Below are 14,850 nucleotides of genomic sequence, written 5' to 3'. Positions count from 1 at the left end.
TGCGCCGGGAAAGGCGCGAATTTGAAAAAATACACCATTAACACGCGCTTTTCCATATTCCTGACAATGTTTCGTCATGGAAACGGCAAGTCAAGGGAAATTTCCATTTCCACGAGCTCTCTTTTCCAAATCCCGGAAGACTCAAAGTGTGATTACAGGATTGAACGATCACCCCAAAAACTCTATATTACGCTACATATGAAATCGGGCATGGAAAGCCGGCATGCGATTTCCCCGGTTACGGCAGGTGCATCGAGATGCTCCCCACGGGGAGTCCTCTGGACATCCGAGGACTGTCTTCCGTAGCCGTGGATGAGCAACTCGATGAACAGCTCCGATGAACAGCAGCAATGAAGACACGAGCGATGCGACGAGGATGGATCGATGGTATATGACGTAGGGATTGATGTGGGTTCAGTGAGTATCAACTGCATGGTGATCGATGAGCACCGGCAGGTGGTGCTGGAAACACCCTACCTCCGCCATTTTGGACTGGTCTACGAAGAAACCCTCCATATTCTCAAAAGCATTTATTCAGCTCCATTCATCGAGCACCCGGATGCGCTCCGGTCCATATCCTTCACGGGGGTCCTGGGTCAAATGCCGGCCGAGATCCTGGGAGCTCCCCATGAAGTGGAAACCATCGCCCAGGTGGTGGGAGCCATGCATGTCGTGCCGGGAGTCCACACGATCATCAGCATGGGAGGCCAGGACGCAGCGCTGTTCCAGCTCACCCATTTCGACGGCCGGTGGCATTTGGAAGCCTTCAACATGAACGGCCCCTGTGCGTCGGGAACGGGGTCTTTCATCGATCAGCAGGCTGAGCGACTGGCTTTTTCCCTGTACGGTCCCGAGTTTCAGATGGATCAGGGAAAACTGCAGCAGACGCTGGAAGATTTCATCGCCCAGGGGATGCACAGCACCTATCCCGCCCCCGTGGCCTGCCGCTGCACCGTCTTCACCAAATCGGACATGATTCATCTGCAGAACAAGGGCGAATCCCTCCCCAATATCATTGCCGGCCTGCATTACGGCAATGCCGCCAATTATGTCAGCACCATTGTGGGGAACCGCCGGCTGGCTGAGCCCATTGTTTTCATTGGAGGCATGGCCTCCAACGCCCTCCAGGTGCGTGCGTTTCAGCATTATTTTCCCCGCATCCAGGTCCCTCCCCATCACACCTCCCTGGGAGCCCTGGGGGCTGCTTTGCAGGCGCAGGAAGCCGGGCGCCGCAACCGGGTGGATCTCTCCAGGCTGGAGCAGAAGGGCTTTGGAACGGAAGCACAGTTCCCCCATGGGGAAAAACTCGAGCTGAGGCTGACTCGCTTCGAGGTGGACAACAGCCTCCCTCCATGGCCCAATCACGGGAACGGTCCTCCGGCGGCCTATCTCGGGATGGACATCGGTTCCACTTCCACGAAGTACGCATTGATCGACGACTCAGGGAACCTCCTCCACAAGTGCTACATTCCCACACGCGGTAAACCCATCGAGGTCGCTCAGAACCTCATTCGCACGCTGATGGAGGAAGTGGGGGAGCGGGTACGCCTGGTGGCTTTGGCCACAACCGGGTCAGGGCGGAATGTGGTGGGAGATTTTCTCAGCGCCGATCTCGTCATAGACGAAATCACCGCCCATGCTCGGGGCGCTGTGGCTGTGGACCCTTCCATCGATACGATTTTTGAAATCGGGGGACAAGATTCCAAGTACATCCACATTGAAAACACCCATCCCCTGGATTTCGACATGAACAAGGTCTGCGCGGCCGGGACCGGCAGCTTCCTTCATGAGCTGGCCAACAAGATGAAGATCAATATCGTGAAGGAATTTCAGGAGATCGCTCTCGCCTCCTCCCGCCCCGTGCACCTGGCTGAGCGCTGCACGGTTTTCATGGAATCGGATTTGGCGGGATATGCTCAGAAGGGAGCACGGCGCGAAGATCTCATCGCCGGGCTCTGCTATGCCATTGTCCACAATTACCTCAACCGGGTCGTGGAAAAACGGGCCATCGGCGACCGCATCATGTTCCTCGGCGGCCCGTCACTCAACCAGGGGATTGTGGCAGCGTTTGAAAATATCCTGGGCCGACCCATCCTCGTACCCCGGCATCGCGAGGTCATGGGGGCCTATGGCGCTGCACTGGCGGTGCGTGAGGTTTACCGGCAGGGTAAGATCGATCACCCGCCTCACCTCCTGGAAGCACTGGCAAATACCCGGGTGGAATTTTCCGAAACCATCTGCAGGGCGGACAAGGGCTGCCACAACGAATGCAAACTGAAAATTTACAATTTTACCGGGCGCAAAAGTATCTGGGGGGGAGACTGCGGCCGCTACGAAGTGAGTCGGCACGATGCCGTCCCACGGAGGAATTTCTTCCTGGAACGACAGCAGCTGTTTCAGGAAGCCCTGGAGAAGAGGCGGCTGTTGTACTCGGAATCCCCCGAAGGATCATCTGCCCCCGCAGGTCCCACGGTGGGAATTCCCATGGCGTTGCACACGCTGGAATGGGGGATCTTCTGGTCGCATCTTTTCGCCGGGCTGGGCTACCAGGTGGTCATGAGTCCACCGACGGATGCGAAGCTTGCCTTGAGCGGCGTCGAGAGCATGACGGCGGAAACCTGCTTTCCCGTGAAGGTGTTTCACGGTCATGTGCGATATTTGCAAGAGCGATGCGACTATTTGTTCCTGCCCAATGTCATCAATATGCCGGTGCCGGAATCCCGGGAGAGTGGATTTTTCTGCCCCCTGGTGGAAAGCTCCCAGTACATGGTGCGGGCAGCGCTGGAGATTCCCGACCATCGGCTCATCCGGCCGACGCTCTATTTGAAGGACGGGCCGGAAAATCTCGTGCCCTCGTTTCAAAAGAGCTTCCCCAGGCACCTGTACCCCGATCCATCACGACTGGAACGGGCCATTGCCACGGCATGGGAAGCGCAAACGGCTTTCCGCAGGGAGCTCCTGGAGCGCGGGCGGTCCTTCCTGGCGGGGGCTTCGCCCGAAGAGCCGCTGTGGATCGTCACCGGAAGGCCTTACAATTTGTACGATGAAAGGTTGAACCTTCAATTGGGAAGGCATCTGTCCAGGCTGGGAATCCAGGCGTTGCCCATGGATTACCTGGAACTGGATGCCGAAGATTTGAAGGACTTTCCCAAGATGTACTGGGGGCTTGGAGCCAAAATCCTGAGAACGGCCAAGAAAATCGCTCAGCATCCCAACTGGTACGGAGCTCACCTGAGCAATTTCAGCTGTGGAGCCGATTCGTTCATCGAACATTTCTATCGCCACATTCTGGCAGACAAACCCGCTCTCATTCTGGAACTGGACGAGCATAGCGCCGTGGCGGGAATTCTGACGCGGCTCGAAGCCTACAGGAATGTTGTCAAGAACCTTCAGGAGTGCGGGAAAGGGGGCGGCAGCATGTCGGAAGCCCATCCGTACGATCTCGTCCTCGGAGCAGATTAGCATGATGGAAGCTTCCCCCGCTCTCCGCCCAGGTTCCCCCACCTTCCATCGACTCAGTGAAGGAGTCAAGCACGTTGAGATTTCAGGAAAAACCCTGCTCATCCCTGAAATGGCCCCCTTTGCATCGCACCTCCTTGCAGCATGCTTCCGCGCCCTGGGCACGAACGCGGTCGTCATGGATACGTACAAGGGTTTGAGCCTGGGCAGGGAGTTCACTTCGGGCAAGGAATGCTTTCCCTGCCAGGTGACGCTGGGAGACATCCTGCACCATCTTCAAAAGGAAAAGGAGCATTGGGGGACGGCGTTCGACCCGGCGCGGTATGTTTATTTCCTTCCCGAGGCAGACGGCCCCTGCCGCTTCGGAATGTACAACAAGCTGCAGCGCCTGGTTCTGGATCGCTTTGAAACCTTCAAAGAGGTCCCCATTGTCTACATTTCCACGCAGAATGGTTATTCCACGGAAGGCCTGATGCCCCCTGAAAAGGCATCCACCCTCCGCAGGCTCAGCTATGTGTCGGTTATCCTTGCCGATGTGATGGATCGAACCGTTTGGAGGGTCCGCCCGTACGAGTGGCGCACCGGCATGACGGACGCCTTCATGGAGCAGGCCCTCCAAGCCATGGCGGCCCTCATCGAAAGGGTGGGAGCCGGCCTTGAGCTCCATCGGCTGTACGCCCTGCTGGAGGATATCGTCGCCACGGCGGCCTCCTTCATCGACCCCCATCAACCGAGGCGCCCCCGCATCGGCATCGTTGGAGAAATTTACCTGCGCAGCCATCCCGATTCCAATCAGAATATCGTCCGTCAGCTCGAACGCTTCGGTGGAGAGGTGGTGGACGCATCCATCGGGGAATGGGTCAACTTCATTACTTTCGTTCGGGCAAGAAAATTACAGCGTCAATGGAAGCTTGCATGGAGAAGCCGCGATCACAAGCTCCTGCGGCAGATCTTCCGCCAGTGGATGGCCAACAGGATCGAAAGCATTTACCAGTCCTGGCGCCAGAATCAGGTGTACCGACTCGCTCTGAAGCATCTGGACATCGAGCCCGACCATTCGGTGAGCGCCCTGGAGCGCCGGCTGGAAGGCGGGAGATTGTTCAATTTCGATATCGGTACCGAGGCGGCTTTGAGCATCGGCGGTGCTCTGGAGCATGTGCATCACGGGTTCGACGGCATTGTGAATGTCTTTCCCTTCACCTGCATGCCCAGCACCATCTGTGCCGCGGTCCTCAAGCCACTCCTCGATCAAAGGAAGATTCCTTACCTTGACGCCCCCTACGACGGAGCCATCCAGCCCAATCGGGAGGTGGCCCTGCGCACTTTCGTTTATCAAGCCGGACAGCATCTGGCATCCCGCAGAGCGGGACAAACATTAAGGCATTAAAATGACCCAACAAACCATGATCATCAACGCCATTCACCCTGAAGAGTTTCGTGTGGCGCTCGTAGAAGGGCAAACCCTGGAGAGTTTTTTCATCGAAACGGAAACCCGCGGCAAAGTCGTGGGAAACATATACAAGGGAATCATCACTCACGTGCAGCATAGTCTGCAGGCTGCTTTCGTCAACTACGGGAGAGAGCGGAACGGTTTCCTCCCCTTCCCGGAAATCCATCCGGAATACTACCAGGCGGAGGCGGTCGAGCCCGTGCGCATCCAGAACGTCATCCAGGCGGGTCAGGAAGTGCTCGTGCAGGTGGTGAAGGAGGAAATCGGCAACAAGGGCGCCCTGCTCACCACTTACATTTCCCTGGCGGGACGCGATGTCGTCCTCATGCCGGGTCAATCCCAGCGCGGCGTATCCCGCAAGATCGAGGACGAAGCGCATCGAGAGAGGCTGAAGGAGCTGGCCCGGGAGCTCAAAATTCCCGAGGAAGTCGGGATCATCATTCGCACCGCCGCTGAAAATCGAACCAAGAAAGAGGTCGCCAAGGATCTCAATCACCTCATGCGCATTTGGGAAGAGATCAAAAAGCTCGTTCAGGAATCCCCCTCCCCCTCCCTCATCTACAAAGAACAGGACCTGGCCATACGGGTCATCCGCGACTACTTCCACCCCAACATCAAATCCGTTCTCGTGGACGACCGGGAAGTCTACCGCCAGGTGAAGGATTTCCTGCGCATCATCAGTCCGAAGCAGGAGCGGATCGTCAAGCAGTACAAGGAAGACGCTCCCATTTGCAGCAAGTACAACCTGGAAGACCAGATCGAGCAGATCTTCCGCAAAAAGGTCCCCCTCAAATCCGGCGGGCACCTGCTCATCGATCCCACCGAAGCCCTCGTGTCCATCGACGTCAATTCAGGGCGCACCAGCAGTGAAGGAGCCCTGGAGGAAATGGTCTACAAGGTCAACATGGAAGCGGCTGCGGAAATTCCCCGCCAGCTGCGCCTGAGGGACCTGGGAGGATTGATCGTCATCGATTTCATCGACATGCGCGAAAACCGCCACATGCGCGACGTGGAACGGCGCCTCAAGGAGGAGATCAAGAAGGACAAGGCGAAGATCACCGTGGGCCGCATTTCGCGTTTCGGACTTCTGGAGCTTTCCCGCCAGCACCTCGGGCTCAACATCCTCCAGGGATCCTACAGGGAATGTCCCACGTGCCAGGGCACGGGCATGACCCGTTCCCGCGAAGCCACCGCCCTCTGCTATTTCCGAAAGATCTGGCTCTCCCTGGTGCAGAAAAAACCCGCGTCGGTGAAGGGAACCTTTGCCGTCGATGTGGCCAACTACCTTCTGAACCAGAAGCGCATCGACCTGGTCAACCTCGAAGAGCGCTACAAGACCACCATCCTGATCGAGGGGTCTCCGGCGCTTCTCCCTCATGAAGGGCACCTGGAATTCGTCATGCGGGAAACGGCTCCCGCGTCGACCTGAATCCCCCAGCACGATGATCAGGCGGCCATTTTTTTGCAGGAACGGCTTCCAGCCGTGACGGGAGCCAACCACGGCACACTTTGTCGCGGCAGGATGCCGCTCCTCCAAAAACGGGAGGGTAAGGGGGCATCATTTCTTCGCCCCCTGCTTCCTAAACAATCACGTAGCGCTTGATGGTCTGCACCACTTCATCAGGATCGTCCAGCACTGTCAGGATATTGAGGTCGTCAGGCGAGATCAGCCCTCCCCCCACCAGTTCGCTCCGCACCCATTTCAGCAACCCCTCCCAATATTTTTTGCCCACCAGGACGACGGGAAAAGGCTTGATGCGCCGGGTTTGGATGAGCGTCAGGGCTTCAAAGATCTCATCCATGGTGCCGAACCCTCCCGGCATGCCGATATAGGCCTGAGCGTACTTGACAAACATCATCTTGCGCACGAAGAAATACTGGAAGTCGATCTTCACGTTGGAATAAGGATTGGGCTCCTGCTCCAGAGGAAGTACGATGTTGAGCCCCACGGACTTGGCTCCCCCTTCCCGGGCTCCCTTGTTCCCCGCCTCCATGATTCCAGGCCCTCCACCCGTGATGATGTGGTAACCGCTTTCAGCCAGTTTTTTGGCGATCACGACGGTTTTTTCATACGTCTCATCCCCGGGCTTCACCCGCGCCGATCCAAAAATGGAGACGGCGGGATAGATGTCCGCCAGGGTTTCAAAGCCATCCACGAATTCCGCCAGGATCTTGAAAAGGCGCCAGGAGTCGTTGACGGTCATGGCATCGATCACGTACTGCTTCTCGGGCGTTACGGAATTTTTTTTCAGCATCGCATCCTCTCAGGTTCAGGAAGATTCATTCGTTGTGAGGCCCTCTTGGGGAAAGCTAAGCATATTAGAAAGGAAGAATAAGAAAATCAAGGAATAGATTCAAACCCTTGGAAGGAGCGGGCAGACTCTCCGGGCTGGAATCCCTGGATGGATTGCAGCCGATGAGCGCTTCGACTGCGCTGACGTAACAGGCCGCCCTGGAGAGGGGAAATCAGCCGACGGAAAAAACTTTTCCAAGGCCCTGAAAATGGGCGCCGGTGTTGAAAGAAACGGATAAATAGATTGAATCACCCCTGGAAATAGGCTATGTAGCTTGAGAAATCATCGACGACCTCACGCGATTCCCAGGCTTTTCTTTGCACAGCTTCGTGGAAGGAAAGGGGGTTGAGGTGCAAAATAATTATGGAGGCCATTGGAAATGGAAATGAAGGATTTTGTTAAATCAGCAATAAAAATAGTCGCCAGGAAAGTGGCTGACGGATCTTTAGATAAGCACGAAGAGGGATACAACGACGCGGAAGAAATGCTCCTCGACTGGATATGGATTGAGCTCAAAGAAGAATCCCCCGACAAGGATGCGGTCATCAACATGGATCTGGACGACCTTTACGAAGTCATCGAAGGTTCCGCCGACATGTATGAAGATTACCAGATCGTCCTGGAATCCATCCGCGCCGAAGCCAGTTGAAGCAGGAGTTTTTGAACGTTCTGTCGGAGCGCCCCTCAACGGGCGCTTTTTTATTTGGAAGGGACATTGAATAAGGCCATGAAAGCGCTTCACCTCCAACCCGGTCGGGAAAGACGCATCCTTCAGGGACACCGATGGATCTTCAGCAATGAAATTTCCGAAAAACTATCGGACTACACACCGGGGAACTGGGTAGAAGTCTTCACCGGCAAGGGCGTTCCCCTGGGAGTCGGGTATATCAATCCCCAATCCTTGATTGCCGTGCGGCTCGTGGGTCCTCCCGGCCAGGAGCCCACGAGGGATTTCCTCCTGCAGCTCGTCCAGAAGGCCGCCGCGCGACGCGCAAACCTGCTGTGTCCCGGGGCTTCATGCTACCGCGCCGTTTACGGGGAATCCGACGGCCTTCCGGGACTCGTGGTGGACCGCTATGGTGAAATCCTGGTCTACCAGATCACAACCCTGGGCATGTCCCACCTGGAGCCCCTTCTCCAGGAGATTCTGCTGGAGGTCTTCCATCCTCGTGCGCTTGTTTTTCGCCACGACACCCCCGTGCGCACATTGGAGGGTCTCCCCCTGGTAAAGGGCGTCGCTTACGGGGAGCTCCCCGAGGACTATTGGATCGATCTGGATGGAATAAAGTTCCGGATCGCTCCCTTGGCAGGTCAAAAGACGGGGCTCTTCCTGGACCAGCGGGAAAACCGCCTGGCCTTCCGCCGATGGGTGCAGGGCCGGCGGGTCCTGGATCTTTTTTGCTACAACGGCGCCTGGGCACTCACGGCCGCTCGGGCCGGCGCCGAGGCTGTCCTGGGAGTGGACCAATCGGCCGAGGCCATTGCCCAGGCGGAGGAGAATGCTCGGCAAAACGGCCTGGAACAGTCCTGTGCGTTTGAGAAAGACGAGGCATTTCATTATCTCAAGACAGCCGGCAGAAATGTGTTCGATGTGGTGGTGGTGGACCCCCCCGCCTTCGTTAAAACCAAGAGCGCCCTCCCGGAAGCCAGGAAAGGATACACGGACCTCAACCGCCGTGCAATGCTGGCTTTGAAGCCCGGAGGGATCCTCGTCAGCTGCTCCTGCTCCTATCACCTGAACGAAAATCTTTTCCGTGACGTTTTGGTGCAGGCGGCTCAGGCCGCAGGCAAACAGGTGCGGCTCCTGGAAGCACGAGGCCAGGCCATGGACCATCCTGTCCTCCTGGCCATGCCCGAAACCCAGTATCTGAAATGCTATTTTCTGGAAGTCTTCTGAACTCTGATTCGGGAAATCCCCCCAACTCTTTGGACGAGGCCAAAGGGAGCAGATCGACATCCTGCCACTGCCTGTCCGTCCATTTCAATCTGCACCGTGGGGTTGGGAACCAGAATAGAACCGTTGTAAGGATTGCCTTACATACCCCATAATGCTTTTGGGAACCATCGCGATCGCGACCAATGCCGAAAGCAAAAACTATTCAGCGTAAGGGTAGAATGTCCTCAGAATATTCTCTCGACGGCAAGACCCTCAGTAGGTTTTCAAACGACCAGGCGGGGCCGAGGGGCCGCTCCCCTTGCTGAGTAGTCCAGAGGTGGGCATAGGCGCCCTCCTTCCGAAGCAACTCCCCATGGGTGCCGCTTTCCTGGATCTTACCTTTGATGATTTCGTAAAAACCCCAAAATACATAACATGATGAGGCCCTGCCGCTTTCCTTAACTATCTGGAGTGAACAGAATCTCATGATCGGTCGATTCTCAAAACCTGGCACCTTCCGGAATCCTCATCATGGCGCAACGACCCATTCTCACCTTTGATCTTAAGGGCAGCTGTCTTTTACTTCTATGTTCTGATGACTCGAATAATCAATACCCGGAGTGACCAGAACCATCTGGTTATTCCCTTCGTGAAGGAAATAAAAAGTAGTTATCGCTGTCAGCTCGAGCAGGAAACCGTCATAGGTTCCGCCAGTAAGCTCTGCTCCAGTGTCTGGGCTCTCTGCCGGATGGACATGGGTATAGCCTGGGGACTTGGGCATCTGACTGGAGTCCACACACTCTTTGCCATCGTTCCTCCCATAACCATATAGGCCGCATTTGACTTCTTTGCGTCTTGAGTCCCATCAAGGCCGCTCTGAACCCATTCACCTATCCAGCTGTCCATGCCCCGAACACCCAGCAAATTAGGCTTTTGAGTGATCACGGGAGAGGGCATCATGGGATGATCTATACCGGTTGAAGAGGAACTGGCGCGGTCCGTTGAACTTGTTTGCGCACTCGCTCCGCCCATATGCTGGTTATGAAAGGAGGTGGATTCGGCAGTTGTGGAGGCATCAGGCAATTCCCCACCTTTTTGGGCCGCGTAGAGCCATTCTGTCTCCGTGGGGAGCACAGACCGCCTCATAGAGGATCTTCCCCAGAGAATAGACATCGGCTCTCGCATCGGTTCTCTTGAGATCCAGAAAATGCTCGGGAGACATATACGGGGGAGTGCCCTTCATGTCCATGGACTGGGTAAAGGGTGCAAGTCGACCGCACCGCGCCAAGCCAAAGTCTGCGATTTTGGGTGTCTGCCCATCCATCAAAACGTTCTCGGGCTTGAGATCCCTATGGACAATCCCTGCTTCATGCAGTGCAGCCACTCCGTCAAGGACGGGCAGAAAATAATTCAAAAGCCACTCTCTTGTCCGGTCTTCTTCCGGGTGGAACCCCTGGGCCGACATGGTGGCGCGGAGCGTTCCGCCGGGAACATATTCCACCACGAGGTATTCAATGCGCGTATCCTTCTTGTCCGTAGTTACCGTAGCGGACCCGGAATCAAAGATCTGCAGGATATTCGGATGGCGCACCCGAGCCATGACTTTTATTTCCCGGTTAAAACGCTCTAAACAGGTTTCAGCCTCGTATTCGTTGTCGTTCAGTTCGTCAAGGAACGCAGGAGAAATAATCTTGATGGCCACATCCCGGTCGAGGCTCAACTGGTGAGCCCGGTAAACCTCTCCCATTCCGCCTTTGCCGATAAAGCTCAAGATCACCCATTTTTCATCGAGTACAGCCCCGACCTCGAATGTGCTCTCAGTGCTTTTACTCATGAAATGAAAGCCTCCTGTAAATTGTTTATTATCAAGATGATAACGCAGGGCCGTCTGTTCGGCAATTCCGGGCATCTTTCCGTCCAACAAGCTTTTAACAGTATCAAAAGATCTATGCAGTGCGTCGAGGGGCACCAGGAACGGCTGGGGGCTTTGATAAGTTCAGGAAGGGAATCGCCTTCGGAGCAATTCCGCGTCTGGAGGAATGATGTTGGGACAGTTCTTGACGCTACTGATTGAAAACCTTATATATTTTATATGGTTGAGCCGGAAAGTTGAGGTCCAGTGATTGAACTTCGTTCTCGATATAAAGAGTTGATACGTATTTGGAAGTAGGGAATGGCGGGGAAGGATGAGGACCATCGGTTCATTCCCGAGAAGGGAAGGTGGTAGAAATGAAAATGCTGATCAGTGTTTTTGTAGTGATCACCGTTGCAGCGCTCCTTGCCCTTGGAAGCGGGTATATGGCTGTCGCCAAATCAACCGCGAAGGCAGCAGGTGATCAGGCGATATCGGGATGTGAGAAGGAATTCATGTCGATGGATGCTGGGAACAAAGGATATGTGACCGAGCAGGAATTTCATGCAGCGTGGGATGGCTTGGGAGCACATAAGGGACTGGGTTCCGTTGGGTCCGGTTCGACAGTATTCTACTCGGCAAACACGAGTGGAGATGGACGGCTCACGAGGGATCAATACTGTAGGTGGAAGGGGCGGCCGTAACGCAGAACGAAGCAAATGAGTAGGTTCGTTGAAGAGGCAGGCTCATTGAATGTGAGCCTGCCGTTTTTCTCGCGGGAGAATTGATGATTGGAGTTTTGCTGAAACGGGGTTCTGGCCGCTGAAACGAGAAAGCTCCGGAGGTGGGCGACCGATCCCGGGGAATAGTCTATTTGTTTTATTTTCATGAACGCCAGGGCAAAAGAGGAGAAGCATAGTTTGAACTCGGGGTTAAGAGTAAGGGAAATGGAGAGAAGATTCGGATAAGCTTTAGCAATCCGGGGATTTACGAAGGAGGAATGTATGGTTGATGGTTAGCCGTCGGTTTTATGTGTTGCTTTATGGAGGGACATAATGAATACAGCAAATGAGAACATGGGGGGGCGCTATCGTAGCTTTGTGAAAATGGGTGCATTTCTGAAGGAGTACCGGTCACGAGCGTTGGATGAATTCAAGCGGGATTCCAGGCCGGCAATAAAATTGACCACAATTGAAGTCTTGGTCGTTGTCACAACCATTTTGCACTACCATACCAAACTTGGCGCTCGTCATTTTCACGTCTTTTACCAAGGCCTTTATTTTCTCCCGGTCATCCTCTCAGGATTCTGGTTTGGTCTAAAAGGTGGGCTTATCACCTCGGTGACCATCACGTTGCTCTATACTCCTTTTACAATCATGCATTGGAATGGCTTCTCATCGAGCGACCTCACCAACCTCATGGAAATGGTGCTCTACAACTCGGTCGCATCTATGCTCGGGATCATGCGGGATCGCGAGCAGGCAAAACACAAACAGCTGGTCGAATCCGAGCGACTCGCGGCGATGGGAAGCGCGGTTTCCTGCCTGGCGCACGATATGAAAACCCCGCTCATTGCTATTGGAGGTTTTGCCCGCCTGGTTCAAAAACAGGTTTCACGGGAATGCCACTGCGATCCTTCTCCTTATGTGGAAAAGCTTGACATCGTGGTCAAGGAGACACAGCGCCTGGAGAACATGGTGAAAGACATGCTCGATTTTGCCAGGCCCCTCGAGCTCAACCGAGCCATGGAAGATGTGGGCAACTTAATCAAGGGGAGTCTTCTCGTTGCCGAAGGTGAGGCCCGGAAGAGGGGGGTGATCCTTCATGTCCCATCAGATTCTGCCTTCCCTTTAGTGCCGCTCGATGCCGTGCGTATGGAACAAGTTTTGATCAACCTCGTCACCAACGCCATCCAGGCCTCTCCCGAAGGCTCAACCGTGGCTGTGGATGCCCGTGCGGAGGGAAGCCGACTGATCATCGACGTGAGCGACAACGGTTGTGGGATACCGGTGGAGAAAAGAGAGGAGGTCTTTCGTCCCTTCGTGTCCATGAAGAAAGAGGGAACGGGACTCGGGCTTCCCATTGTGAAAAAAATTGTGGAAGCACATGAAGGACGTGTGGAAATACTGGATAATTCCGGAGGCGGAATCACCTTCAGGCTTCTTATCCCCATGAAGTAAAACCCATCGAAAATCTGATCTCAGATACTTCCCATCCGGAAGGAAGAGGATGGGCCATCCGGTTCCCTTCGGCTGGCTGTGAGCGTTTCAACCCTTTTCGCTGGATGCCTTCCCATTCTTCATCCGCTTTTTGATCTCCTCCTCGAGATCGATCATCTTGACAGTGCCGTCGCTCGTGTAGCCGCTCACTTTGATGTCGGTGCTGTGTCGCAATGCGTCGATGACCGCATCGATTTTTCTTCCCTGCTCTTCAATGACCGCAAGCGAAGCCAGCAGATTGTGGTCCGCGGTTGCCTTTCGGCAATGGCGCACCTTGCCGCCGATGATCATGTTGGCATTGAGCAGATAGTGAGAAAGAGTCACCACGACCTCTTTAAGCGTGTCGAGAGCAATCTTTTTCTCCCTGTTTTCCTGCTCCGCTGCATGCAGTCTCCGGTTCCTCTCCAGGAGAAGACTTGTCAACAATCCGATGAGGGCTCCAAAAAGAGCAAATGCAACCCCCATGGGCAGCATCACGGGGTCAAAAGCCGCAAGGGCTTGCGAAGCCAAGTCTTTCCAATAAAACCGCGAACCGGCATTTGACCGGAAGTGCATCAGGGCATATATCAGCATGGTGTAAGGGTGCAGGAGAAGATGGCCCAAAACTGCTCCCAGCACAGGCAAGAGAATATATGAGCGCTTCATGCCGCCTCCTTTTTGACATAAAAATGCCATCGCCACAGCTCGTAGATGGCGGGATAGACCAGGAGCTCCATGATAAAGGAAGTGAACATAGAAGAGGCAAGGCACGATAAATAGACCATCACGAACATGATGGCGAGGCAGGCCGGCAGAAGGATACGTATCTGCTTTGTAGCGCGAACCTGGTTTTCGAACTGCCCGCTCCATTCCCAGTAGGTGCAGGTCGACAGTTGGAGGCCCCGGCACGGTGCGCGGCCTGGAGCAAAGCCTCAGATTCTTCCACCACGCTGACCTCGTCCCGCTCGTGGGCGTTCATGGCAACGTAGCCAACGAGCAGACTGTGCTCCCCCTTGATCTCCCTGGGGGCCGAAGACGCTCTTGATGTTCACGACTTGGGCGAGGACCTGCTTTTCGCCGATATCGGGGATGGCATCAACCCGTATGTGCGCCAGAGCATAATAGCCGGCACCCGCCATCCCTCAGACCGCGAGCACAACGAGGAACGCGTTCTTCATGCACCAGCGAATGAGAGCGTCAACCATGAGCTTCATTGCTTGCGATCCTTAGGTTGAGGCTAATAATGCCGTGCTCTTGAGTTTTTAGACCGCCCCCTGCTGGCTCCGGAGATGGGCCACGAACAGGGGGCGGAGTGAATGTTCCGCCATGCCGATGCCCAGTGACGGCTGCCTGACCTTCCTTGTAGAACAGGCTCGGTAGACCGCGAATCTGGAACTGACTGACCGGCAGCAGATGCAGTATCCACATGCAAGAAAGCGTGAGCAGACTACAACTTCAAGCTTGTCAGTCTGAGCGAATTGCCGATCACGCAAACTGAACTGAAGCTCATTGCTGCTGCAGCTATCATTGGTGAGAGCAGTATTTCAAAGAATGGATACAATACTCCCGCGGCAATTGGTACACCCGCCGTATTATAAGTACCCAAGCAAATATTTTCAAACAAAGTTGATATGATGAACGAAATCGGATAAGTGATATTACGATGTTAATGTCAAAGCCTCTACGAGGAGCCTGCGTGAAGTACGTAAAGCCATTATCCG

At 54.9% G+C, this 14,850-nt stretch carries 11 protein-coding genes; 7 read left to right on the top strand and 4 right to left on the bottom strand.

The annotated features are described in order from the left end of the window. Positions 1 to 384 precede the first annotated feature (384 nt). Genes MWC30_RS20065 through MWC30_RS20055 form a run of 3 tightly spaced genes read left to right on the top strand, consistent with a single transcriptional unit; the run spans position 385 to position 6,338 of the window. The gene (locus MWC30_RS20065; RefSeq protein WP_244085987.1) at positions 385 to 3,462 is read left to right on the top strand and encodes an acyl-CoA dehydratase activase; all 3,078 of its coding nucleotides are present in this window, start codon (positions 385 to 387) and stop codon (positions 3,460 to 3,462) included. Between the two features lies 1 nt (position 3,463). Next, positions 3,464 to 4,846: a CoA activase gene (locus MWC30_RS20060; protein WP_244085986.1), complete on the top strand. Its 1,383-nt coding sequence runs from the start codon at positions 3,464 to 3,466 to the stop codon at positions 4,844 to 4,846. A gap of 1 nt (position 4,847) precedes the next feature. Then, positions 4,848 to 6,338 (top strand): Rne/Rng family ribonuclease, encoded by a 1,491-nt coding sequence (locus tag MWC30_RS20055; RefSeq protein ID WP_244085985.1) that lies wholly within the window; start codon positions 4,848 to 4,850, stop codon positions 6,336 to 6,338. A 151-nt stretch (positions 6,339 to 6,489) separates the two neighbouring features. Here the strand turns inward: MWC30_RS20055 and MWC30_RS20050 are convergent, their stop codons facing one another. Beyond that, on the bottom strand, positions 6,490 to 7,164 hold the full coding sequence (locus MWC30_RS20050; protein ID WP_244085984.1) for a TIGR00730 family Rossman fold protein: 675 nt from the start codon (positions 7,162 to 7,164) through the stop codon (positions 6,490 to 6,492). Between the two features lie 418 nt (positions 7,165 to 7,582). Here MWC30_RS20050 and MWC30_RS20045 point away from each other — a divergent pair, with 418 nt between their 5' ends. Further along, entirely contained in the window at positions 7,583 to 7,852 is a 270-nt protein-coding gene (locus MWC30_RS20045) for a hypothetical protein (RefSeq protein ID WP_244085983.1), read from the top strand. 78 nt (positions 7,853 to 7,930) lie between these two features. Continuing rightward, positions 7,931 to 9,100, top strand: coding sequence for a class I SAM-dependent rRNA methyltransferase (locus MWC30_RS20040; protein ID WP_244085982.1), 1,170 nt, complete (start codon positions 7,931 to 7,933; stop codon positions 9,098 to 9,100). A gap of 657 nt (positions 9,101 to 9,757) precedes the next feature. Here the strand turns inward: MWC30_RS20040 and MWC30_RS23140 are convergent. Together MWC30_RS23140 and MWC30_RS20035 are read right to left on the bottom strand one after the other, a co-directional pair. Next, complete coding sequence (locus MWC30_RS23140) at positions 9,758 to 10,225, bottom strand: SUMF1/EgtB/PvdO family nonheme iron enzyme (protein ID WP_368860904.1); 468 nt, start codon at positions 10,223 to 10,225, stop codon at positions 9,758 to 9,760. Beyond that, positions 10,155 to 10,913, bottom strand: coding sequence for a serine/threonine-protein kinase (locus tag MWC30_RS20035; protein WP_244085981.1), 759 nt, complete (start codon positions 10,911 to 10,913; stop codon positions 10,155 to 10,157). Before MWC30_RS20035 ends, MWC30_RS23140 begins: the two co-directional genes overlap by 71 nt. Before the next feature lie 395 nt (positions 10,914 to 11,308). Between MWC30_RS20035 and MWC30_RS20030 the strand changes: the two genes are divergently transcribed. After that, on the top strand, positions 11,309 to 11,635 hold the full coding sequence (locus MWC30_RS20030) for a hypothetical protein (protein WP_244085980.1): 327 nt from the start codon (positions 11,309 to 11,311) through the stop codon (positions 11,633 to 11,635). Positions 11,636 to 11,986: 351 nt separating this feature from the next. Then, positions 11,987 to 13,111 carry a PAS domain-containing sensor histidine kinase gene (locus MWC30_RS20025; RefSeq protein ID WP_244085979.1) on the top strand — a complete coding sequence of 375 codons (1,125 nt, stop codon included), beginning with the start codon at positions 11,987 to 11,989 and terminating at the stop codon, positions 13,109 to 13,111. 87 nt (positions 13,112 to 13,198) lie between these two features. Here the strand turns inward: MWC30_RS20025 and MWC30_RS20020 are convergent, their stop codons facing one another. Further along, positions 13,199 to 13,795: a hypothetical protein gene (locus tag MWC30_RS20020; protein ID WP_244085978.1), complete on the bottom strand. Its 597-nt coding sequence runs from the start codon at positions 13,793 to 13,795 to the stop codon at positions 13,199 to 13,201. Positions 13,796 to 14,850 lie beyond the last annotated feature (1,055 nt).

The sequence above is a fragment of the Desulforhabdus sp. TSK genome (genome assembly GCF_022836495.1).
Lineage (GTDB): Bacteria > Desulfobacterota > Syntrophobacteria > Syntrophobacterales > Syntrophobacteraceae > Desulforhabdus.
This window is presented reverse-complemented; position numbering and strand designations above follow the sequence as displayed.